This is a genomic window from Amycolatopsis sp. NPDC089917 (genome assembly GCF_040684635.1).
GTDB lineage: Bacteria > Actinomycetota > Actinomycetes > Mycobacteriales > Pseudonocardiaceae > Amycolatopsis.
The window spans coordinates 15,351-36,751 of record NZ_JBFBGL010000040.1 but is presented as its reverse complement, the minus strand read 5'-3'; the positions used below and the strand labels follow the sequence as shown (position 1 = coordinate 36,751).

The 21,401-nt window shown below is 70.6% G+C and carries 20 protein-coding genes; 7 read left to right on the top strand and 13 right to left on the bottom strand.

From position 1 onward, the window contains the following. Positions 1–19: 19 nt before the first annotated feature. From AB0N89_RS26765 to AB0N89_RS26755, 3 genes are read right to left on the bottom strand one after another with little or no spacing between them, the layout of a single operon-like run. The gene (locus AB0N89_RS26765) at positions 20–481 is read right to left on the bottom strand and encodes a hypothetical protein (protein WP_364209407.1); all 462 of its coding nucleotides are present in this window, start codon (positions 479–481) and stop codon (positions 20–22) included. Next, entirely contained in the window at positions 478–1,878 is a 1,401-nt protein-coding gene (locus AB0N89_RS26760; protein ID WP_364209404.1) for an ATP-binding protein, read from the bottom strand. The genes AB0N89_RS26765 and AB0N89_RS26760 overlap by 4 nt, the downstream gene beginning before the upstream one ends. Then, the gene (locus AB0N89_RS26755) at positions 1,875–2,609 is read right to left on the bottom strand and encodes a response regulator transcription factor (RefSeq protein ID WP_364209401.1); all 735 of its coding nucleotides are present in this window, start codon (positions 2,607–2,609) and stop codon (positions 1,875–1,877) included. The genes AB0N89_RS26760 and AB0N89_RS26755 overlap by 4 nt, the downstream gene beginning before the upstream one ends. Before the next feature lie 154 nt (positions 2,610–2,763). Between AB0N89_RS26755 and AB0N89_RS26750 the strand changes: the two genes are divergently transcribed. After that, complete coding sequence (locus AB0N89_RS26750) at positions 2,764–3,270, top strand: D-alanyl-D-alanine carboxypeptidase (RefSeq protein ID WP_364209398.1); 507 nt, start codon at positions 2,764–2,766, stop codon at positions 3,268–3,270. Here AB0N89_RS26750 and AB0N89_RS26745 read toward each other — a convergent pair. After that, positions 3,260–4,261 (bottom strand): NAD(P)H-binding protein, encoded by a 1,002-nt coding sequence (locus AB0N89_RS26745; RefSeq protein ID WP_364209395.1) that lies wholly within the window; start codon positions 4,259–4,261, stop codon positions 3,260–3,262. The two genes, AB0N89_RS26750 and AB0N89_RS26745, sit on opposite strands and share 11 nt — an antisense overlap. Positions 4,262–4,362: 101 nt before the next feature. On the opposite strand from AB0N89_RS26745, the gene AB0N89_RS26740 reads away from it, so the two are divergent. Next, positions 4,363–5,322, top strand: a complete 960-nt coding sequence (locus AB0N89_RS26740) for a helix-turn-helix domain-containing protein (RefSeq protein ID WP_364209392.1) — start codon at positions 4,363–4,365, stop codon at positions 5,320–5,322. Here AB0N89_RS26740 and AB0N89_RS26735 read toward each other — a convergent pair. From AB0N89_RS26735 to AB0N89_RS26725, 3 genes are read right to left on the bottom strand one after another with little or no spacing between them, the layout of a single operon-like run. Then, positions 5,294–6,532, bottom strand: a complete 1,239-nt coding sequence (locus tag AB0N89_RS26735) for a carboxyl transferase domain-containing protein (RefSeq protein WP_364209389.1) — start codon at positions 6,530–6,532, stop codon at positions 5,294–5,296. The two genes, AB0N89_RS26740 and AB0N89_RS26735, sit on opposite strands and share 29 nt — an antisense overlap. Beyond that, the gene (locus tag AB0N89_RS26730) at positions 6,525–7,940 is read right to left on the bottom strand and encodes an acyl-CoA synthetase (protein ID WP_364209386.1); all 1,416 of its coding nucleotides are present in this window, start codon (positions 7,938–7,940) and stop codon (positions 6,525–6,527) included. The genes AB0N89_RS26735 and AB0N89_RS26730 overlap by 8 nt, the downstream gene beginning before the upstream one ends. Positions 7,941–7,951: 11 nt before the next feature. Next, positions 7,952–9,229: an SLC13 family permease gene (locus AB0N89_RS26725; RefSeq protein WP_364209383.1), complete on the bottom strand. Its 1,278-nt coding sequence runs from the start codon at positions 9,227–9,229 to the stop codon at positions 7,952–7,954. A 159-nt stretch (positions 9,230–9,388) separates the two neighbouring features. Between AB0N89_RS26725 and AB0N89_RS26720 the strand changes: the two genes are divergently transcribed. After that, positions 9,389–10,093, top strand: a complete 705-nt coding sequence (locus tag AB0N89_RS26720) for a FadR/GntR family transcriptional regulator (RefSeq protein WP_364209380.1) — start codon at positions 9,389–9,391, stop codon at positions 10,091–10,093. Here the strand turns inward: AB0N89_RS26720 and AB0N89_RS26715 are convergent. Further along, positions 10,090–11,274, bottom strand: a complete 1,185-nt coding sequence (locus AB0N89_RS26715) for a PLP-dependent aminotransferase family protein (protein WP_364209377.1) — start codon at positions 11,272–11,274, stop codon at positions 10,090–10,092. The two genes, AB0N89_RS26720 and AB0N89_RS26715, sit on opposite strands and share 4 nt — an antisense overlap. A gap of 112 nt (positions 11,275–11,386) precedes the next feature. Between AB0N89_RS26715 and AB0N89_RS26710 the strand changes: the two genes are divergently transcribed. Further along, entirely contained in the window at positions 11,387–11,737 is a 351-nt protein-coding gene (locus AB0N89_RS26710; RefSeq protein ID WP_364209374.1) for a hypothetical protein, read from the top strand. Here the strand turns inward: AB0N89_RS26710 and AB0N89_RS26705 are convergent. Next, positions 11,734–12,957, bottom strand: a complete 1,224-nt coding sequence (locus AB0N89_RS26705; protein WP_364209371.1) for an FAD-binding protein — start codon at positions 12,955–12,957, stop codon at positions 11,734–11,736. The two genes, AB0N89_RS26710 and AB0N89_RS26705, sit on opposite strands and share 4 nt — an antisense overlap. Before the next feature lie 71 nt (positions 12,958–13,028). On the opposite strand from AB0N89_RS26705, the gene AB0N89_RS26700 reads away from it, so the two are divergent. Genes AB0N89_RS26700 through AB0N89_RS26690 form a run of 3 tightly spaced genes read left to right on the top strand, consistent with a single transcriptional unit; the run spans position 13,029 to position 16,261 of the window. After that, positions 13,029–14,267 carry an ArsB/NhaD family transporter gene (locus AB0N89_RS26700; RefSeq protein WP_364209368.1) on the top strand — a complete coding sequence of 413 codons (1,239 nt, stop codon included), beginning with the start codon at positions 13,029–13,031 and terminating at the stop codon, positions 14,265–14,267. A gap of 12 nt (positions 14,268–14,279) precedes the next feature. Beyond that, entirely contained in the window at positions 14,280–15,053 is a 774-nt protein-coding gene (locus tag AB0N89_RS26695) for an IclR family transcriptional regulator (protein ID WP_364209365.1), read from the top strand. 32 nt (positions 15,054–15,085) lie between these two features. Beyond that, positions 15,086–16,261 (top strand): 4-hydroxybenzoate 3-monooxygenase, encoded by a 1,176-nt coding sequence (locus AB0N89_RS26690; protein ID WP_364209362.1) that lies wholly within the window; start codon positions 15,086–15,088, stop codon positions 16,259–16,261. 398 nt (positions 16,262–16,659) lie between these two features. Here AB0N89_RS26690 and AB0N89_RS26685 read toward each other — a convergent pair whose 3' ends face one another. The 4 genes from AB0N89_RS26685 to AB0N89_RS26670 form a co-directional block, all read right to left on the bottom strand. Then, positions 16,660–17,379 (bottom strand): hypothetical protein, encoded by a 720-nt coding sequence (locus tag AB0N89_RS26685; protein ID WP_364209359.1) that lies wholly within the window; start codon positions 17,377–17,379, stop codon positions 16,660–16,662. Positions 17,380–17,383: 4 nt separating this feature from the next. Further along, positions 17,384–18,598, bottom strand: a complete 1,215-nt coding sequence (locus AB0N89_RS26680) for a DUF222 domain-containing protein (protein ID WP_364209515.1) — start codon at positions 18,596–18,598, stop codon at positions 17,384–17,386. A gap of 204 nt (positions 18,599–18,802) precedes the next feature. Next, positions 18,803–20,554 carry a TIM barrel protein gene (locus AB0N89_RS26675; RefSeq protein WP_364209356.1) on the bottom strand — a complete coding sequence of 584 codons (1,752 nt, stop codon included), beginning with the start codon at positions 20,552–20,554 and terminating at the stop codon, positions 18,803–18,805. After that, positions 20,544–21,392, bottom strand: a complete 849-nt coding sequence (locus tag AB0N89_RS26670) for a shikimate dehydrogenase (protein WP_364209353.1) — start codon at positions 21,390–21,392, stop codon at positions 20,544–20,546. Before AB0N89_RS26670 ends, AB0N89_RS26675 begins: the two co-directional genes overlap by 11 nt. Between the last annotated feature and the right edge of the window lie 9 nt (positions 21,393–21,401).

Genomic DNA, 21,401 nt, shown 5'->3' with positions numbered 1-21,401 from the left:
CTTTGCCTTACAGCCACTCCTACCCGGGCAGGGGGCACGACAGCGGGCCGCGCGTGGTTCCTTCGCCCCGCAAGGTGATCTGCGGGCTTCCGCCGAGCGAGTCCCTGGCGGTGCACACGATCTGGTCGACAGCCCGCGCCGAAAGCCCGGCGACGGCGATCGAGACGGTCACCGTGACACCGTCCGGCGCCGGGGTCTGGTCGAGAACCACGGCCCCGGGCGGGACTTCGCTGGTGTAGCCCCGTTCCCGCTCGCTCTCGTCCGGTCCGGCGGCGAGCAGGTCGACAGGGCTCGCCGGAGCCAGTGCGCCGGCGAGCGGGCGCAGCACCCGGACCGGCTGCCCGCCGGACAGGAAGTAGAGCACCGCGCCGTTGGCCGGGCCCACCGGCGCGGGCGCGCCGGGGATCACGGCGCTGGGCCGGACGCCGCACCCCGTGACCACCGCGACCGTCAAGAGCAGTACGAGCCAGGCCTTCTTCATGACGCCACCCCTTGGCGTGGCAGGCGAAGCGTGAACACGGCGCCACCGTCCACGCCGTTCGCGGCGATCAGGGTTCCGCCGTGCAGGCGGGCGTTCTCCCAGGAGATCGCGAGCCCGAGCCCGCTGCCGCCGGAGCGCGTCCTGGCCGAATCGGCCTTGTAGAACCGGTCGAACACGTGCGGCAGCACCTCGGGTGCCAGTCCGGGACCGCGATCCGAGACCTCCAGCGTGATCCACTCCCCTGTTTCGGAAAGCCGGAGCGAGACCGGCTTTTCCCCGTGCCGCAACGCGTTCCCGACCAGGTTCGCCACGATGACGTCCAGCCGCCGCGGATCCAGCATCGCGTGGATCCCGGCGGGCCGGTCCCCCTCCACCTCGTCCGACCAGCCGCGGATGCGCAGGCTCGCCGTGACCACCTCGGCGACGTCGACCTCTTCCGGCGCGAGGGCGGCGGCTCCGGCGTCGAACCGGGACACCTCGATGAGGTCGTTCACCAGCCGCGTCAGGTGATGCGTCTCTTCGATGGTCATCCGCGCCGCGCGACCGGCGTCCCCGGAAAGCGACTCCTGTTCGAGCACGTCCGCGACCGCCGTCATCGCCGCCAGCGGAGTGCGCAGTTCGTGCGAGACGTCGGCGACGAACCGCCGCGCGTCCGCTTCCATCCGTTTCAGTTCCTCGACGTGACGTTCCAGTGCTTCGGCTGTCTCGTTGAACGTCCGCGCCACGCCGGCCAGTTCGTCCGTCCCGCGGACGTTGATCCTGGCCCGCAGGTCACCCGCCCCCAGCCGTCGCGCCGCGTCGCCCAGGTCCCGGACCGGCCGCAGGACGCCGCGCGCGGCCAGGAGTGCCAGACCGATGGCGAACACGAGCGCCGCCCCGCCGATCAGCCAGGCCCGGGTGGCCAGTTCGTCGATGCTCCGCGCCTCCGGGATCATGTCGCGGGCGATGTAGGCCTCGATCCCCGAGGCCCGCTCCTGCCCGCCCGGGAGCACCACCGTGAACCTGGTGCCCACCACCAGCATCGGCGTGCCACCGGAGTCGACCCGTTGCCAGGCGACGTTTCCCGCCCGCACCTGCTCGCGAAGTTCGGGCGAGATCAGCGATCGGAGCTGCCCGCTGCCGCTCGCCTGGTCCCCGTAGAGGACCAGGGAACTCAAGTCGCGGTCGGACAGTTCGCCGCTGATCCGGCCCAGCGTCCCGTCGGCGGGCGGCAGCGGGCCGAGCGGGTACAGCGCGGTGGCCTTGTCGACCAGGACGCGCGCGGTGGCGTCCTGAGCCTGCTGGAGGATCACGGTCCGGGACTGGACGTAGTTGCCGCCCGCGACGGTCGCCGCGGTGATCACGACCAGCAGGCTGAACGCCAGCAGCAGCCGGGTGCGCAGACCACCGAGCTTCACAGCGGCCCGAAGCGGTAGCCGAACCCGCGGACCGTCTGGACGTACACCGGCGCCGACGAGTCGTCCTCGATCTTCGCGCGCAGCCGCTGCACGCAGGCGTCGACGACCCGGGAGTCGCCGAAATAGCCGTGCTCCCACACGCTTTCCAGCAGGTACTGGCGGCTGAGCACCCGTCCGGGCACCTGGGTGAGTTCCAGCAGCAGCCGCAGTTCGGTCGGGGCGAGGGCGACGGGCTTGCCGCCCTTGGTCACCGTCAGCCCGGCCCGGTCGACGCCGAGGTCTCCGTGCTCCTCGATCTCGGTCCGCGCGGGCACCGGGAGGGACGGCTGAGCGCTGCGGCGCAGCACCGCGCGGATCCGCGCCTCCAGCACCTGGGCCCTGGCGGGTTTGACCACGTAGTCGTCCGCGCCGGCGGCGAGCCCGGCCACGACGTCGAAGTCCTCGTTGCGCGCGGTGAGCATGATGATCGGCAGATCACCGGTGGCCCGGATCCGGCGGCAGACCTCGAAGCCGTCCAGTCCGGGCAGCATGAGGTCCAGCACCACGATGTCCGGCGGCCGCGACGCGAGCCTCGCCAGCCCTTCCTCACCGGTGGCCACCGCGTCGACCGCGTGCCCGCGTCCGCCCAGCGCCATGCTCAGCCCGTCACGCACGGCTTGGTCGTCTTCGATGAGCAGCACCCTGGGCATGCCGACGACTATCGCAGCGCCGGACGGAATCCGCTCGTCCATGACACGCCATCGTGCCCTCCTCGTTTCCGCGGAACGTCCACGGAATGTCATCGTTGCGTCACGACGTGATCCGTGCGGAACGGTGACATTTTCATCGGCGTCCGTGCACGTCGCCACGATGGGGCCAGGACAAGCACCGTCGACTGTGGACGGCATGAAGGAACACGTTTACGCGACGGTCACCCGGGTCCTCGCGGTACTGCTGCTGATCCCGGCGTGGCTGCGATCCCCCGGTCAGGCCCGGCGGCTGGCCTGCGACTGGGCGCTGTCGCTGCGGTTCCCGGCCGAGGACCTCGCCGGGCTCACCGGCGGCACCCTGGCCGCGTTCACCGCCGCCAGGGCCGAGGCGTTCTGGCACCATCGCACGCTGCTCGGCGTCACCTCGGGACATCGCGACGCCGCCGAGCAGCACCGGCTGTTCCTCGACGAGGCCAGGCGGGACGGAAAGCGGGTCCTGCCGCCGAAGGATTCGGCCCACGTCCGGGGTACCGCGCTGGACGTCCGGCCGCGCGAAGGCGCGCAGTGGCTGGAGGACCACGGCGCCCGCTTCGCGCTCTACCGGATCTACGACAACGAGTGGTGGCACTTCGAGTACCGGCCCGATGAGGCGCCGCCCGCCCGGCTGCCTCATCCCGGCTGGCAGGCGAAGGTCACCCGGTGACGGTGATCCGCGGGGCCAGCGCGGCCAGGAAATCGGCCGCGTCGAAGACCTCCCCCGCCGAGACGACGCCGGTGGCCTTGGTCCGCCCGTCGAGCACCCGCTGGACCGCCTCCACCACCAGCGGCGCCGTGATCGCGTAGATGTCCTGCCCCCGCGCGACGATCCGCCGTTCCTCCGCACCGGACCGCACGACCACGTCGACCACGAAAGTCTGCGCGGACGGGCCGTCCGCGGGCGGCGCCGGAGTCTCGGGCGTGACGACCTCGCGGGCCGCGTTCGTGGTCATGTACGTGACCACTTCGGGGATGGCGAGGTGACTCGGGACCGTGACGACGTCGGCCATCGAGAACTCGCCGAGTACGGCACGGGTCCCCAGCGGCGCGGGGAAATCCCAGTCCGACTCCGGCAGCGCGTCGTCGCGGTGTTCGATCCGGCCGCCGGAGAACCGGATCCGTTTCCCGTTCCGCCGCTCCCGTGAGACCCTTCCCGCCGCGCGGGTCCCTTCCGTGGGATGCCAGCCACTCAGCCCGTAGGCGATGTGCGCTTCGTCGGCGGACTTCCGGTCGCCCAGGGCGGCGGTGACCATCAGATCGCCGAGGCCGCCGAAGAACGCCATCGCCGGGATCACCGTCGCGCCCGCCGCCTTGTCGCCGAACCGCGCGAAAGTGTCCATGTTCGCTTCGAGTTCCGCGGCGACGTCCAGGTACGGGATACGCGCCCGCAGCGCCGCTTCGATCACCGGCGCGGCGGTGTCGGCGAAGGGACCGGCGGCGTTGATCACCGCGTCCGCGCCCTCGAAGGCCCGGTCGAGCGAGGCCGGGTCGTCGACCGACGCCCGCCGGACTTCCAGATCGGGCCAGGGCAGGGCACGGAGTCCGGCCTCGTCGCGACCTACTGCGAGCACGCCGAAGCCCCGCTCGCGCAACTCCTCCACCACGAACCGCCCGGTGTGCCCGTAGGCCCCGAACACCGCGACGTCGTACGTACCCATGGGGTTCTCCCTGTCCTCGACCGATCCTCTGTGGACCATCCTGGTGACGGGATCCGTCCGCCGACAGTGTCCGGAACGCCATCATGCGTACACTTTCGGACATGACCACGGTCGCGCTCGCCGCCACGGACGGGATGCTGCAGTTCGAACTGGCCATCGCCCAGGAGGTCTTCGGCACACCGCTGCCGGGCTTCGGTCCCTGGTACGAACTCAGCGTCTGCGGCCCGGCCCCGGTGAAGGTCGGCCGGTTCCTGCTCGAACCGGACCACGGGCTCGGCCGGCTCGCGCGCGCCGACACCGTCATCGTCCCCGGCTGGGCCGACATCGACGTCGCTCCGCCCGCCGATCTCGTCGACGCCGTCCGTGCCGCGCATGAAGCGGGCGCGCGGGTGGCGTCCCTCTGCACGGGCGCGTTCGTGCTGGCGGCCGCCGGTCTGCTCGACGGCCGCCGCGCGACGACGCACTGGGCGCACACCGACGTCCTCGCCGCCCGCCATCCCCTGGTGGAGGTCGATCCGGACGTCCTCTACGTCGACAACGGCAGTGTGCTCACCTCGGCGGGCAAGGCCGCCGCGATGGATCTGTGCCTGCACCTGGTCCGCTCCGATCACGGCTCGGCGGTCGCGAACACCGTCGCCCGCCGCCTGGTCGTCCCGCCGCACCGCGCGGGCGGGCAGGCCCAGTTCGTCACCGCCCCGGTGCCCGAGCAGGACGACCATCCGCTCGGCGGCCTGCTCCCCTGGATCACCGAACGGCTGGACCGGCCGCTGACCGTCGAAGATCTCGCCCGGCAGGCCACCATGAGTTCCCGCACCCTGGCCCGGCACTTCCGGTCGGCGACCGGGACCACCCCGCTGCGGTGGCTGCTGAACCAGCGCATCCGCCGCGCGCAGGAACTCCTGGAGCGCACCGACGACAGCGTCGACCTCATCGCGGAGGCCACCGGGATGGGCACCGCCGCCACCTTGCGGCGGCATTTCACCCGGGCCGTCGGGGTACCGCCGGACAGCTACCGCCGCACCTTCCGCGCGGCTAAAGGGTCCCCGCGACGCCGTCGATGACACCGAGGGCGAGCAGCTCACCGGGGCTCGGCTTCAGCTTTCCGGCGAGCGCGGGGATCTCTTCGGGTCCCCGCTTGAGGATCCCGGCCGCCAGTTCCGGGGCGATGACGGTGAAACAGGCGTCCGGGGTGAGCCAGATCCGGTCCGCCGAACAGAACGCGAGCGCGCCGCCCGAACCTCCTTCCCCGATCACCAGCGTCGTGACCGGCACGCCCGCGGCCGCGACCGCGCCGAAGAGTTCGGCGATGGCGTTCCCGACGCCGTCCCGCTCCGCGGCCGGGCCGGCGGCCGCGCCCGGGGTGTCGACGAGCGTCAGGACCGGCAGTCCCAGCCTGTCGGCGAGCCGGATCAGCCGGGTCGCCGTCCGGAATCCGCCGGGCGTGGTCGCGGTCCCGGTCTGCGCCGCGTACGCGATCGGCCGCCCGGCCCGGTTCCCGATCCCGCAGAGGACGCCGTCGTCGATGCCGCCGCGCAGGGTGGCGCGAGCGTCGAAGTAGTCGTCGAGGTAGGCGCCCGCGCGCGGGCGATCAGCGGACCGGGCGCGCTGGACCGCGTCCCAACCATCCCGCGCGGGATGGAGAACGCCGAGCGCCCGGGGCACATCCGCCGGTCGGTTCCGGTCGCCGCCTCTGAGAAACCCGAGCCAGGCCTCAAGCCGCTCGTGGAGCGCGTCCTCGGTCACCAGTTCGTCGACGTACCCGGCCGCGTACTGGTTTTCGGCCGTATACGCGGGATCGTCGGCGTAGCGTGCGTCCCGCACACGGCGTCCGGCGAACCCCACCTGGGCACCCGGAACGGCGAGGACGACGTCGGCGTCCGCGCCGAGGGACGCCCACACCCCGCCGGTGGTCGGTTGCCGCGCGACGGTGATGTGCGGCAGCCCTTCTTCGCGCAGCAGCGCCAAACCTCGCGCGATCCGCTGGAGTCGCCGCAAGGCGGGTACGCCCTCCTGCATCCGGGTCCCGCCCGTGGCCAGCAGCGACACGACGGGCAGGCGGAGCGAGCGGGCCTGATCGAGCGCCTGTCCGATCAGCGCGCCGGTCCCGGTGCCGACCGAGCCGCCGAGGAAGCCGAACTCGAAACGGATCACGACGGCCTCGTGGGCGCCGAACTTCGCGCGTTCGCAGACGACGGCCTCGTCCGTGCCCGCAGTTTCCCTCGCCCGCGCCAGAGAAGCGGCGTAACCGTCCCAGCCGAGCGGGTCAGCCATGGAGCGCCCGCTTGAGGACCTTGCCCATCTCGTTGCGGGGCAACGCTTCCAGGTAGCGGACCACGCGTGGACGCTTGTGCGGCGACAGCAGGCTCGCGACGTGGTCGGCGAGTTCGTCCGCCGTCGGCTTGACCTCGGCGGGGACGATCCAGGCGACGATCCGCTCGCCGAGGTCGTCGTCCGGTTCCCCGGTCACGGCCGCCTCGGCCACCCCGGGATGGTCCAGGAGCGCGTTCTCGATCTCGCCCGCGCCGATCTTGTACCCGCCGCTCTTGATCAGATCGGTGGCACGGCGGCCCACGATCCGCACGTAGCCGTCCGCGTCGCGGACCGCCATGTCGCCGGTCCGGAACCAGCCGTCGTGCAGCGCGGCTTCCGTGGCGTCCAGCCGGTTCAGATAGCCGAGGAACAGGTTCGGGCCGCGGACCTCGATCTCCCCCACCGTCTCGCCGTCGAGGAGATCTCCGGAATCGTCCACCAGCCGCAGGTCGACACCGGGGATGGGCGGGCCGACCGCGCCGGGGCGCCGGTCCCCGGTGGCATGGACACCACAGTTCATCAGCGTCTCGGTCATGCCGTAGCGCTCGACGACCCGTTGCCCGGTCGCGGCGGTGATCCGCCGATGGTCGGTCGCGGGCAGGGCCGCCGAACCCGAGACGAGCAGCCGCGCCGCACCCACGCCGGCGGCCAGCGCGGAGTCGGCCTCGCAGTCGGCCGCCAGCCGGTGGTACATCGTCGGGACACCGAAGAGCATCGTGCCTTCCCCGGCGAGTTCCTTCGCGGCCGCCTCGCTGGAGAACTTCCCGAGGTGGTGCAGCGAACCACCCCGCCGCAGCGGGCCGACGACGCCGAGGATCAGGCCGTGCACATGGAAGAGCGGCAGCGCGTGGACGAGGACGTCGGCGGCGGTCCAGCCCCAGATCTCCGCGAGCGCGTCGAGGTTCGACGCCACCGCGCGGCGCGGGAGCAGGACGCCCTTGGGCGGCCCGGTGGTCCCGGAGGTGTAGATGACGAACGCCGCTTGCTCCGGATCCGGTTCGTCGCCTTCCCACGGCGTGCCCGAGACGTCGAGAACGATGTCGCGCCGCGGCACCGGCTCGAGTTCGGACGGCAGGACCGCCTCCGGCGCGGCCAGCAGGAGATCCGGCGCGCTGTCGGCGACGATATGCGCCAGTTCGCGCGATCCGGCCTTCGGGTTGATCGGCACCACCGGGACCCCGGCGGTCAGCGCGGCGACGATCGCGGCGCAGGTCCGGAGGGTCGGCGTCGCCCACACCGCGACCCGCGTCCGGCCGGCCAGCCCGGCGGCGAGCGAGCCGGCGACGGCCGCGAGTTCGCCGTAGGTCAGGGATTCGGCGCCGAAGCGCAGGGCGACGCGGTCGTTCCCGGCGGTCAGTCCTGACAGCATGGATCTCCTCCTCAGCCCCAGTTGAGCACGACGAACACGAGCCAGGCGAGCAGCGGCACGACGGCCACCACGAGCGCCCCGTAGACGAGAAGCTGTTTGAAGAACTTGTCGCGATCGACGTCCTTCGCGTTGGCGAGGACGAGCGCGCCGTTGGTGGAGAACGGGCTGACGTCCACCATCGTCGCCGAGACCGCGAGCGCGGCGATCATGCCGACCGGCCCGATCGTGCCCTGCGCCAGGAACGGCACGGCGAGCGGGATCAACGCGCCCATCAGCCCGACCGAGGACGCGAACGCCGAGACGATGCCGCCGATGTAACAGAGCAGAAGCGCCGCGAGCAGCGGGATCCCCACGGTGGTGACCGCGTTGCCGACGTAGTCGATGGTGCCGATCTCCTTCAGCACGGCCACGTACGTCAGCACGCCGCAGATCAGCAGGACGGTCGGCCAGGTGATCTCGGAGACGGCGGAGCGGCTGGTCTTGGGCCACGCGACGCTCAGCAGGACGGCGACGGTGATCGCGGTCAGACCCGGGTCGAGGTCGAACACCAGGGTGCCGACGACGAGGGCGACCAGACCGGTCAGCGTCACGATCTTGGGGCCGTCCAAGGGAATCCGCTGCTCGTGTGGCAACGGCTCCTCGTCGGTCTCCGCACCCGCGGCGCCCGCGGTGACGAGCCGGCGGCGCCGCAGCCTGGTCCCGCCGAGGACGACGAACAGGACACCCGCGATGGCGAGGTTCATGCCCAGGCTCGCGAAGAACAGCACCACGGGGCTGCCCGCGAGGTGGTTGCGCTCGACGATCCCGTTGACGATCGAGCCGTAGACGCTGATCGGCGAGAACCCGCCGCCCTGCGCGCCGTGCACCACCATCGCACCCATGAGCAGCGGGCTGATCTTGTAGCGGGCGGCGAACCCGAGAGCGATCGGCGCGACGATCGCGCAGGCCGCCGGGCTCACCGCGCCGATCGCGGTCAGCGCGCCGGTGACCACGAACATCACCCACGGGATCAGCGCGATCCGGCCGCCGACCAGCCGGACGGCCGCGGCCACCAGCCAGTCGGTGGTGCCGTTGGCCCTGGCGATGGCGAACAGATAGGTGACCCCCACCAGCACCACGAAGATGTCGCCGGGGAATCCGGCGAAGATGCCGTCGGTGTCCAAGCCGCCGGCGAGGGTGCCGACGAGGAACGCCCCGGCGAAGGCGAGCGCCCCCATGTTGATCGAGCGGGTCGTGGCGAGCGCGAAGATCACCACGAGGACGAGGATCGAGATCAGCTGGGCGGACATGACCGTCCTCCTTGACGGCGGGCCCCTGGCCACCGGTTGGCTGTCCGGTGGCTCAGTGGACTAGTGGCTGAGCCACTTTCCCTGTGACGGCGACCACCTGTCAACCCGCGAGTGGTAAATTGGCTGAGCCACTTGTCCAGGGTCAGCGAGGGGGATCGCGTGCCGGAGGCGTTGAGCCGGTTGAACCGGGCGAAGCTCTACGAGCAGGTCGTCGAGCGGATCAAGGCGCACGTCGAAGAGTCCGGCCTGCACGCGGGTGACAAGCTCCCCAGCGAACGCGACCTCGCCGAGCGGCTGGGGGTCAGCCGGGCGTCGATCAAGCAGGCGATCGTCGTGCTGGAGGTCCAAGGGCTGCTCGAATCCCGTCACGGCGGGGGCACCTACCTGCGCAACGACCACCTCGACGTCGAGCCGGTCGACGAACTCGTGGCCCGCCGCCGACGGCTTCCGGAAGTGCTCGAAGCCCGCGAGGCCATGGAGACCAAGCTCGCGGAACTCGCCGCCCTGCGCCGATCCGACGCGGACCTCGCGGCGATCGACGCCGCGCTGGCGTTCATGGCGAACGAGATCGCCGAGGGCGGGCACGGCGCCGAAGGCGACCGCCGGTTCCACGAAGCGATCACCGCCGCCGCGAGCAACAGCCTCCTCGCCGAGTTCATGCGCTCGATCGACGCGCAGATCGCGGAAAGCCGCACCGAGTCGCTGCGACAGCCCGGACGGCCGTCGCGATCACTGGGCCAGCACCAGAAGATCGCCGACGCCATCCGCGACGGCGATCCGAAGGCGGCCGCGAACGCGATGCGACGGCACGTCCAGACCGTCAGCAAGGTCCGGCTGCTGGCCTGGGATCCGCAGGCCGACTAGACCGCCGCGGACAAAGCCTTGCCCAGCCGTCGCAACCCTTCGGCGATCGTCTCCGGCGCGTGCGTGGCGAAGGAAAGCCGCAACGCCGAGCGGTCCGGATCGCCCACCTGGAACGCCGAACCCGGCACGAAGGCGACGTCATGGCGCAGCGCCTCGGGAAGCAGCCGATCCGTGTCCGCGCCCTCGGGCAGGGTGACCCAGACGAACATCCCGCCGTCCGGGTCGGTCCAGGTCGTCCCGGGCGGCGTGATCGCGGGCAGTTCGGCCAGCATCGCGTCCCGGCGCACGCTGTAGGTCGCGCGCAGCTTCCGCACGTGCGCGTCGAGATCCGCGGCGGCCAGGTACTCGGCCGCGGCCGCCTGGTCGACGGTCGAGGTGTGCAGATCGGTCGCCTGCTTGAGGATCGCGACCCGGCGCAGGAGGTCGGCCGGCGCGCGGAGCCAGCCCAGCCGCATCCCCGGCGCGATCACCTTCGAGAAGCTGCCGAGGTAGATCGAGCTCCCGGCGAGTTCCGGACGGGCCGATATCGGTTCTTCGCGTTCGCCGCGATACCGCAGCTCGTGGTACGGATCGTCCTCGACGAGCCAGAGCCCGTGGCGCGCGATCACTTCCGCGAGCGCACGACGTCGACCGGGACTGATCGTGCGGCCGGACGGGTTCGAGAACGTCGGGACGAGGTACAGCAGAGCGGGCCGTTCCCTGGCCGCGATCTCGTCCAGCGCGGCCGGATCGATCCCTTCCGGGTCACCGGGAACGGGCACGATCCGCGCTTCGGCGAGCTGGAAGCACTGCAGCGCCGACAGGTACACCGGTTCCTCCACCAGCACGGTGGCGCCGGGATCGAGCAACGCGGTGCTCAGCAGCTGCAGGCCCTGCTGTGAGCCCGTGGTGACCAGCAGATCGTCCACAGTGGTCGGGAGCCCGCGAGCGGACAGCCGGTCCGCGAGCAGCTCGCGCAGCCGCGGGTTCCCTTCGGTGGGCGAATATTGCAGCGCGCGACGGCCGGATTCGCCGTCGAGCACGCGGTCGAAGGCGGCGCGGAGGCCGTCCACATCGAACAGTTCCGGCGCGGGCATGCCGCCGGCGAAGGAGAGCACGCCCGGGCGGGCGGTGAGCGCGAGCAGATCGCGCACGGGTGAACTGGTGACGCCGTCCATACGACGGGCAAGAGGAAGAGACATGGAAGCTCCTCGGGAAGAAACGTGCGGCCCCAGTGCAGCAGCCGGGGATCTTCCCGCGCGAGCAAGCGACTACCGCCACGATAGCAGTTCTCCCCTGCCCTAGGCTGTGATCGTGCCTCTCGTGGAAATCACCTACTCCCCCGGACTTCCCGAAGCCAAGCTGCGTGAGCTGGGTTCGGTGCTGCCGCATCTCGTGTCCGTCGCGGTGGAATGTCCCGAGGAGCCTTACGACGGCGATCTCCAGCCCGGCGACGTGGAGCTGCGCTTCCGGCAGCCGGGACCGTTCGACCGCTTCGGTCTGGACCTTCTGGTCGAAGTCCGGTCGAAGTGGTTCGCGAGCCGCGCGGACAACCGTCAGGAACGTGTGGACCTGCTGCGCACGAGCATCGAATCGGCGACCGGGATCGACGACGTCGGCGTGTACCTCTCACTGCCTGTCGCCGCTTGGTCGCAGTCGGACTAACGCTCCCCGAAGACGTGCCGCCGGGCGAACGGGCCCCGGAACTTGCCGTCCGGGTCCAGTTCGTCGGCGAGCGCCCGGAAGTCGGCCAGCTTCGGGTACTCCGCGGCGTGATGGAAGAGCTTGCCCCAGTGCGGGCGAACCCCGAAGGGCGCCAGGCGTTCCTCCAGGACGGGCAGCAGCGCGCGGACGGTGTCCTCCTCCGGCTGCCAGGTGAAGTGCAGCGCCAGCCGGTCGCCGCCGTGGAACGGGCTCAGCCACAGGTCGTCCCCCGCGACCGTGCGGATCTCCGAGGTGAGCAACACGGTCGCCAGCCGGTGCCCGATCTCGCGCAGGGCCTCCATCGCGGCGACGGCGTGCCTCACGGGCACGAAGTACTCGGTCTGCAGTTCGTTCCCGACGCTGGGCGTGAAGTCCAGGCGGAAATGCGGGATCCGTTCGTGCCACGGCCCCGGGACCCCGAGCTGCCGGGTGCAGTTGCCCGCCGGGATCCCTGCGGCGTGCGCCGGATGCCGTGGCGCGTCCGCCGCCTTCGCCCCGAAGAAGTCGGCGCCCGGCTGTCCCGCTCCCTTGACCCAGACCTGGTCGATCGTGTCGCGGGCCCAGTTCGTGAACATGCTGACGCTGTAGCCCGCGTCCTGGATCTCCTCGAAATGCTCGTACGCCGACTCCCAGGGCAAGCCGTCGAAGACGTCCTGGCGGAGCTCGAAGGACGGCACCAGGTCCAGGGTCAGCCGGGTCACCACGCCCAGCGCGCCGAGTCCGACGACCACGCCGTCGTGCTTCTCGTAGGTCCGGACCTCGCCGTCCGCGGTGACCAGGTCCAGCCCGGAGACGGCCGACGCGAGGCTCTGGTTGCGCCTCCCGGAACCATGGGTCGCCGTCGCGACGGTGCCCGCCACCGTGCAGTGAGGCAGCGAAGCGAGGTTGGCCAGCGCGAACCCGGCCGCCTGCACCTGGACGGCGATGTCGCCGTACCGCGCGGCCGCCGGCACCGTGATCGTCGCGGCCTCCGTGTCGAGTCCGGTCTCGACGTCGAGCGTGGACAGGTCGAGCTGGACACCGCCGGGACAGTCCGCGATGTCGTTGAAGCAATGCCTGCTGCCGAGCGCCTTGACCGCGCTCGCCCCGGCGACCGCCTCCTGCACCTGCTCGATCGTGCGCGGACGGACGAGCCGCGCTGCGGTGAAGGTCTGATTACCCGCCCAGTTCGTCTCGCGCACCAGACCGAGCTTAGATTGCCGATGTCGGCTTCACACGGAGGAGGATTCCCCTGACGGGCATTCCCGGCGAGATGGTGTCCATCGCGCTCTTGCTGGTCGTCCTGGCCTTCGCGGTGATCCGGCCACGCGGCCTGCCGGAGGCGGTCGCGGCCGTCCCCGCCGCCGTGATCGTGCTCGCGGCGGGGGCGATCTCGTTCCCCGACGCGCTCGACGAGGTGGCCAGGCTCGCCCCGGTCGTCGGATTCCTCGCCGCGGTGCTGGTGCTCGCCCGGTTGTGCGACGACGAAGGGCTGTTCCAGGCGGCGGGGACGCTCATGGCCCGGTTCAGCCGGGGGAAGCCGCGACGCCTGCTGCCCGCGGTGTTCGCGGTCGCCGCGGCGGTCACCGTGGTACTCAGCCTGGACGCCACCGTCGTCCTGCTGACGCCGGTCGTGTTCGCCACCGCCGCGCGGATGGGCGCGCGGGCCAAACCGCACGCCTACGCCTGCACGCATCTGGCGAACTCGGCGTCGCTGCTGCTGCCGGTGTCCAATCTGACCAACCTGCTCGCCGTCGCCGCGACCGGGATCTCGTTCCTCCGGTTCACCGCGCTGATGACCTTGCCGTGGCTCGCGGCGGTGCTCACCGAGTACCTGGTGTTCCGCCGGTTCTTCGCCGCCGACCTGGCGGCCCGGCCTCGTGGCGGGAACGCGGTCCCGGCCGGGAAGGTGCCGGCGTTCGTCCTGGTCGTGCTCGGACTGACGCTGGCCGGGTTCGTGGTCACGTCGCTGCTGGACGTCAGCCCCGCTTGGGCCGCGTTCGCCGGTGCCGCCGTCCTGGCCTGCCGTGCCCTCGCGCAGCGCCGGACCTCCCCCGTCGCGATCGTCAAATCGGCGAGCATCCCGTTCCTCGCGTTCGTCCTCGCGCTGGCGATCGTGGTCCGCGCCGTCGTCGACAACGGGCTGGACGAGGCGCTCAGCCACCTCGTGCCGACTTCGAGCTCGTTCCTCGCCCTGCTCGGCGCCGCCGCGGTGGCGGCCGTGCTCGCCAACCTGATCAACAACCTGCCCGCGGTGCTCGTGCTGCTGCCGCTGGCGACCGCGGGCGGGACCCCGGTGGTGCTGGCCGTGCTGATCGGGGTCAACCTCGGACCGAACCTCACCTACGTCGGCTCGCTGGCCACGCTGCTGTGGCGGCGGATCCTGCACCGGCACGACACCCGGCCCGATCTGGGCGAGTTCACCCGGCTCGGGCTGCTCACCGTCCCGGCGTCCATCGTGCTCGCGGTCGCCGGTCTGTGGCTCGGCCTCGCCCTGACTTCCACTCAGTGAGAGCCTGGGCGCATGCCCGGCAACCTGTCCACACCCGGCGCCGGTGTCGTCTCTCGGGCGTTCACCCTGCTCGGTGCCTTCGACGTCGACCACCGTGAGCTGTCGCTGACCGAGCTGGCGAGCCGCGCCCAGCTGCCGCTGCCCACCGCGCACCGGCTCGCGCGCGAACTCGTCGGCCTGGGCGCGCTGGAACGGCGAGAGGACCGCTACGCCATCGGGAGGCGACTGTGGGATCTCGGTCTGCTGGCGCCCGTCCAGTTCGAACTCCGGCAGGTCGCCGCCCCCTTCCTCCAGGACCTCTACGGCGCGACCGGTGCCACCGTGCATCTCGGCGAGCGGGACGGCGATCAAGTGCTCTACCTCGACCGGCTCTCCGGGAACGCGTCCGTGCCGGTGGTCAGCCGGATCGGCGGGCGGCTGCCGCTGCACGCCACCGGCGTCGGGAAGGTCCTGCTGGCCTGGGCTCCCGAGGACGTCCAGCGGCGGGTGCTCGCCTCGCTGACCCGCGTCACGCCGTACACCATCACGCAGCCCGGACGGCTGCGCGAGCAATTGCGACGTGTCCGGCGGGAGGGGTACGCGCAGACCGTCGAGGAGATGAGCCAAGGCGCCTGTTCGGTCGCCGTCCCGATCCGGGCGTCGGCCGCCGGTGACGTCGTCGCGGCACTCGGCCTGGTCGTCCCGGGTCTGAGCCGCGGCCGGGCGAGGCTGATCTCCGCACTTCAGGTGGCCGCCGCCGGGATCGGCCGGAGCCTGCGGGTTTCACTGAGTGAAAGCGAACGCTAGGAGTTCGGCCAGGGCGCGACCAGGCTCCGGTCATGCGAACCCCAGTCGCCATCGTCGGCGCCGGCCCGGCCGGACTGCTCCTGTCGCATCTCCTCGATCTGGCCGGGGTCGACTCGGTGATCGTGGAGACCCGCTCGCGGGAGTACGTCGAGGCGCGGATCCGCGCGGGCATCCTCGAACAGTCCACAGTGGACCTCCTGCGCGAGGTGGGACTCGCCGACCGGCTCGACCGCGAGGGCGACGAGCATCGCGGCATCTACCTGCAATGGCCGCGGGAACGGCATCACCTCGACTTCGTGGACCTGGTCGGCCGAAGCGTGACCGTGTACGGCCAGACCGAGGTGACCAAGGACCTCGGCAAGGCACGGGCGGCGGCCGGGCAGGAGATTCACTACGAGGTCGGCGACACCGCCGTACACGACCTTGAGACCGACAGGCCCTACGTCACTTTCACCAGCGCTGACGGCACACCGCAGAGACTGGACGCGGACGTCGTCGTCGGCTGCGACGGTTCCTTCGGGCCTTGCCGCACCGCGATCCCCGACGCCGCGAAGCAGACTTGGGAGCGCACCTACCCGTACTCGTGGCTCGGCGTCCTCGCCGATGTCGCCCCGTCGACCGACGAGCTCATCTACGCCTGGCACCCCGACGGCTTCGCCATGCATTCGATGCGCTCGGCCACCGTCAGCCGGCTCTATCTGCAGGTGCCGAACGGCACCGACATCGGCACGTGGTCCGACGAGCGGATCTGGGGAGCGCTCGCGACCCGCCTCGGCCACGGCCAGGACGGCTGGACGCTCACGCCCGGGCCGATCACCGAGAAGAGCGTGCTGCCCATGCGCAGTTTCGTGCAGCAACCCATGCGGCACGGGCGCCTGTTCCTCGCCGGGGACGCCGCCCATATCGTGCCGCCCACCGGCGCCAAGGGCCTCAACCTCGCGGTCGCCGACGTCGCCCTCCTCGCCCCCGCACTCGCCGCTTTGCTGCGGAAGAAGGACTCCGCTCTCGCCGACGCCTACTCCGACACCGCGCTGCGCCGGGTATGGCGGTGTACGCATTTCTCGTGGTGGATGACCACGATGCTGCACCAGTCGGGCGATCCGTTCGACCGGCAGTTGCAGCTTTCGCAGTTGCGGTGGCTGGCGCGGAGCGAGGCCGGCCGGGCTGGGCTGGCGGAGAACTACGCGGGCCTGCCCATCGGGTTCTGATCCGGCTTCACCGCAGCGGATCGGCCAGCAGCACCACTCGATCCAAGGCCGGATCGAACCCGAGGTTCGGATGGGCCTGGTCCCCGCCTTCCGGCACCATCAGCACCGGCTTGCCAGCTTTCGCCCGATCTCGGCGAGAAATCCACAGAGACCGTCGACACCGGCCTGGCCCTGAGTTCCGCCAGTTCGGCGCCGTCCAGGCGCGCGAACACTTCGGCGGCCAAGGGCAGGGGCAGCGTCGTGCCGCCCTCGCGGAACTCCCACTGCCAACCATGCGTCTCGACCAGCTCGAATACCGCCTGCCAGTCCTCAGCGGAGGTGTCCGGGGACGAACAGGTCGGGCAACGCGCCCATCAGGTCGGGGTCGAAGAAGCACTTGACCCTTGAGTCCGGTGCCTTCACGACTTCCACGGGCTTCCGGCGCCCGCGCGTGTCACGGTGCCGCCAGGCGGAAGGTCGAGGACGTCCATCAGGGTTTGGTCTTCGTCGATGGCGTGGTGCAGGTGCCCGATCTTGCCGGCGCGGGGATCCTCGGCGGAGGCACCGATGAGCTGCCACATGCTGTCGTCGGCGTCGTGCTGGACGAGCAGAATCGGCTCACGGCGCTCGAAGACCTCACGGGTCTGGACGCAGGTGGTGCCCAGCAGCCAGTGCCGCATCCACCAGGCCCGCCGATCACGCTCCATCACCTGGTCGGCGACCCACCAGACGAAGGGCAGGGTGTCGTGCGCCCGTGCCTCGTCCGCCGTCAGATCGGGGCCGCCCTGCGGCACACGCTCGAACGGGTCGTCGGTCAGCGAGAACGCATGTCCTCCTTCGTGTTCGAAAATCACGGCATGAAAGGTTCCGCCGCCGGGGTTACCGGCGCCGATGCCGATCGACATGCGTGCCACGTGCGGGTCTGCCCCAGTGGTCCAGCCGAACGCGTACGAGGCCAGCTCACCCTGTGGCCCGACGAACTCCCCGAACGCGCGGCGGTCCATTCCCGTGACAGCGTCCGTGGGCACCTCGCCCAGCGCACCCTCAAGCACCTGAATCTCCACACCCGCAAGATATCCGATCGAGAGCACATGCTCGGCCAGTGCTTCCCGGCGAAGCCCGTCGCCGTATTCCGGCAACGGCTCAGAACGGCAGCACCTCCGGCCGGGGTTCGTGCAGTGGCGGCGGAGTGCTGATGTGGGTCTGTCCGGTCGGCGTGGTGATGGTCAGGCAGCCGTCGGGATCGAGGCGGTAGATCCAGCCGGGCTCGTCTTTAAGCCGGTGGTCACGAGGACAGTAGGTGACGAGGTCGGCCACGTTCGTTTCGCCTTGGAACTGCCACGGGATCGAGTGGTCGAGTTCGCAGGTGTGGGCGGCCCGGGTGCAGCCGGGTCTTCGGCATTCGCGGTCTCGTACCCGGACGAACTCGGCCGTTGCCGCCTCGGGGCGATAGCGCGTTCTGCCGAGATCTTCGACTTGGCCGCTGAGCGGGTCCGTGACGATGCGCCGGAGGACGGTGTTCGCCCCGGAGGCGATCTCGCGGCCCAGACCTGCCGGGATGTAGCCGTGCCCGGCCATGGTCACGGGATCCTCGTTCAACCCCAGATAGGTGGTGAGGTCCATGTACAGGAACACTTCTGTGCGTTCGGAGACACCGCCCTGCCCGCCGAGGAGAAGGTCCAGCGCGATGTCGGCGCGGAGCTGGTCCATCGTGCGCGTGTCGCCCTGCTTCCGCAGCGCCCGCGCTTCCCGGTGAATTCGTTGATAGGCGGCCGTGACCTTTTCGACAGGACCGTCCACCACCTCGATCGAGGCGACTCCGGCCTCGCCCTGCGCCATGGACAAGCGGCGGCCATCCCTGCTCTCGGTCGACCGTTTCCCGGCACCGGCCGGATCGGCCTTCGCCGCCGCGTAGCTCGCCGCCTTGCGAACCTGGTCGCTGTTCTTTCCCAGCAAGCGTGACTCCAGCACCGCGCCCGCGGTCAAGGAGTCCTCATCGGACAGCCACGCGGTCGCCTCGGCCACCTTCTGCGCGGCGAATCCGCTCACTTCTCCACGATCCATCAACGACAACGTCCGAGGCAGCCGCGACGTCAAGGCCACTCCCGTCGCCACGAGAGACCCCGCGAAATTGTCTACAAGAGACAGTTCCAGTGCGACCTCCTGCACCACGCCGCGTACGCCTCCACGCACCTCACTCAGCCTGGACAGAGCCCGGTACTGCACGGCTTCGAGCTGCGCGAGCGCGACACCGGCCCGCTTCGCGACGAGCAAGGAATCCTTGGCATCCAAGGAACTTACCAACGCATTGATCTCCTCCAAACGGTCCGGATCGGTCAAGTCATCGAGAACGGCCAAGAGTTCGGCCCCAGAAGTAGCCACGACGCGAACCTACAACCGGCCACCGACAAAACCGGCACAAGCCATGAGGCCTCGTTCCGGCACGAGCTTCCAAGAAACTGATTCGCGTTTACCGGCGCCGAAAGCCAAGGGCGTCAGATCCGACGGCAAGTCCGGATCCGAAGTTGTCAAACCGTTGTGACAGGCCAAACGATGCCAGCATCAAGCCCGGCTGAGCCGCCGTTCCCGATGCGCCGTCATGTACACCGGCGTGTTCACGACGCCGTACCCACGGTACCCACCGATCCGTTGCACCACCTCGAAAAACACCCGCGACCCGACGAGCTCCGTACAGAAATGCAGGAACTCACCGGAAGAGTCGCGGTCGTACAGCACCGAGTTCTCCCGCAACTCCGCGGCGAAGGGCAGATCGAACCGGGCTTCGAGATCGTCGTAATAGTTCGAAGGAATCTCCAGCAGGGGCGCACCACTTTCCCGTAGCGCACGCGCCACGGCGAGAGCGTCTTCGCAAGCGAAGGCGACATGCTGCGGCGAAGGCACCCCCGGCGCCCACTCCCCTCGCCGCACCAAAGCACTGTCCAACGTCAGCCGGACGTCTTGAGCGCCGACCGCCCGGCTGCGCACGAGCCCGAACGGCGCCGCGAACTCCGAGACCGCTTCGGGCGGCAAGCCCAGGACCGAACGGTAGAACAGCGTCGCCTCGTCGAAGTGGTCGAATGGCTGCGTCAGAGCGATGTGGTCGATGCCGGTGATCCCCATCCCTGCCGAAGAAACTCCGGAAGGAACGAAGTCGCGCAGCCACTCGTCGTCGCCGCAGAAGAAGATCTCGGTTCCATCCGGCGCGGCGACAGCGGCGAGGTCGGTTTCGTGTTCCCGGGGCAGCACGGGCGCGAGCAACGTCTCCGCCCGCCGTGCCGAGCGTTTCGGGTCCGCGCAGGCCAGGCCGAGAGCGCTGATCGAGCCTTCTTCCGCCGCCGCGTTCACCAGCACTCGCGCCGATCCCTGTTGCCACAGCTGAACCGGTTTCGAGCGATGCGTTCCGACGTGCGTGAAACCGAGATCCGCGAGCACCGTGCCGGGAACGGCGAGTTCCGCGAACGCGTGGCCGTCCAGGCGAAGCGCTGCGGGGACCTCGAGAGCGCCGACGGATTCACGCAAGGCCAGCAGGGATCGCATGGCGTCGACGGCCGCGGGCCGTGGGTCCGCCTGCCGGAAGACGTCGTTGAAGACCTCCAGCGACAGCGGTCCTCGGTAGCCGGCGGCCAGCACATGACCGGTGAACTCGGCCAGATCGAAGGCGCCCTGCCCGGGGAACAGGCGGTGATGCCTGCTCCAGTGCAGGACGTCCATGTCCAGCAGAGGCGCGTCGGCCAGTTGCAGGAAGAAGATCTTGTCCCCCGGGATCGTCCGGATCGCGCGGGGATCGCTGCCTCGCGACAGGATGTGGAAGCTGTCGAGGCAGACTCCCAGAGCCGGATGATCGGCCCGCCGGACGATGCGCCACGCGTGCTCGTAGGTGTTCACGTACCGGCCCCACGCGAGGGCTTCGTAGGCGACGCGGATTCCGCGCTCCCCCGCCAGTTCGGCCAGCGAGCGTAGCTGCGCGGCGGCGAGATCGTCGTCGTCGACGGCGTCGGGCGAGACCGACGAGCAGACCAGGACGGTGTCCGCCCCGAGCTCGGCCATGAGGTCGAACTTCCGTCGCGCCCGGCGGAGATTCGCCTGGAGGACGTCGGGCGGCACGGCCTCGAAATCGCGGAACGGCTGGTAGAGGTCGATCGTGAGGCCGAGTTCGGCGCAGAGCCCCCGGATCTCCGACGGTGACCTCCGTGACGCGATCAGGTCGTTCTCGAAGATCTCGACACCGTCGAACCCCGCCGCGGCGGCCGCGGCGAGTTTGTCTTCGAGCGTGCCGGACAGGCAGACGGTCGCGATGGCCGTGTCACCGGACATGCGCGGGTTTCCCTTCCAGCGCTTCGAAATGCCGGAGCATCCGGTCGGCGTCCGGCTCCGCGCCGGTGAACAGGCGGAACGAGTCAGCGGCCTGGTAGACCACCATCCCGCCACCGTGCAGCGTCCGGCATCCCCGCCCCCGGGCCTGCTTCAGCAGCGCGGTCTCCAAAGGCCGGTACACGATGTCGGCCACCCACATCCCCGGGCGCAGCGCCTCGGGAGGAACGGGCGATCCCGGATACGCCGCCATCCCGGTCGGGGTGGCGTGGACGAGCCCGTCGGCGGCCCGCAGGTCTTCCTGGGAGCCGGAAACCGCCCGGTCGTCGCCGAAACGCCGGCACAGCGCGGCCACCAGGGTCCGCACACGGGCGGGATCGACGTCGTGGACGATCAGCCGTCCGGTCCCCAGCGAAAGCAGGGCATGGGCGACGGCCGCGCCCGCCCCTCCCGCGCCGAGGAGGACGACCGTGTCCATGTCGGCGTCGGGCAGGCCCTGGGTGAGGTTGCGCGCGAAGCCGGTCGCGTCCGTGTTGTGCCCGGTCGCGAGCCCGCCGCGGAACACCACCGTGTTGACGGCGCCGAGCGCCGCGGCGTGGGGCGCGAGCTCGTCGAGGTACGGCAGCACCTGTTGCTTCACCGGATGCGTGATGTTGAGGCCGTCGAAGCCCGCGGTCCGCGCGGCGGCCAGCACGTCGCCGATCGGCATCCTCAGCACGTCGAGGTCGAGCCGCCGGTAGAGATAGCGCAGCCCGAGTTCGTCGGCTTCCCGTTCGTGCAGCGCCGGGCTCAGCGACGGCCCGATGCCGGTGCCGACCAGGCCGATGAGGTAGCTGGTCACCAAGACCCT

Excerpts from the sequence above, each read along its gene's own strand:
- AB0N89_RS26750 (WP_364209398.1), top strand. The coding sequence starts at position 2,764 with ATGAAGGAACACGTTTACGCGACGGTCACCCGGGTCCTCGCGGTACTG.
- AB0N89_RS26695 (WP_364209365.1), top strand. The coding sequence starts at position 14,280 with ATGCCCGGCAACCTGTCCACACCCGGCGCCGGTGTCGTCTCTCGGGCG.
- AB0N89_RS26700 (WP_364209368.1), top strand. The coding sequence starts at position 13,029 with ATGGTGTCCATCGCGCTCTTGCTGGTCGTCCTGGCCTTCGCGGTGATC.
- AB0N89_RS26730 (WP_364209386.1), bottom strand. The coding sequence starts at position 7,940 with ATGCTGTCAGGACTGACCGCCGGGAACGACCGCGTCGCCCTGCGCTTC.
- AB0N89_RS26745 (WP_364209395.1), bottom strand. The coding sequence starts at position 4,261 with ATGGGTACGTACGACGTCGCGGTGTTCGGGGCCTACGGGCACACCGGG.
- AB0N89_RS26675 (WP_364209356.1), bottom strand. The coding sequence starts at position 20,554 with ATGTCCGGTGACACGGCCATCGCGACCGTCTGCCTGTCCGGCACGCTC.
- AB0N89_RS26715 (WP_364209377.1), bottom strand. The coding sequence starts at position 11,274 with ATGTCTCTTCCTCTTGCCCGTCGTATGGACGGCGTCACCAGTTCACCC.
- AB0N89_RS26725 (WP_364209383.1), bottom strand. The coding sequence starts at position 9,229 with ATGTCCGCCCAGCTGATCTCGATCCTCGTCCTCGTGGTGATCTTCGCG.
- AB0N89_RS26765 (WP_364209407.1), bottom strand. The coding sequence starts at position 481 with ATGAAGAAGGCCTGGCTCGTACTGCTCTTGACGGTCGCGGTGGTCACG.
- AB0N89_RS26735 (WP_364209389.1), bottom strand. The coding sequence starts at position 6,532 with ATGGCTGACCCGCTCGGCTGGGACGGTTACGCCGCTTCTCTGGCGCGG.
- AB0N89_RS26755 (WP_364209401.1), bottom strand. The coding sequence starts at position 2,609 with ATGGACGAGCGGATTCCGTCCGGCGCTGCGATAGTCGTCGGCATGCCC.
- AB0N89_RS26690 (WP_364209362.1), top strand. The coding sequence starts at position 15,086 with ATGCGAACCCCAGTCGCCATCGTCGGCGCCGGCCCGGCCGGACTGCTC.
- AB0N89_RS26740 (WP_364209392.1), top strand. The coding sequence starts at position 4,363 with ATGACCACGGTCGCGCTCGCCGCCACGGACGGGATGCTGCAGTTCGAA.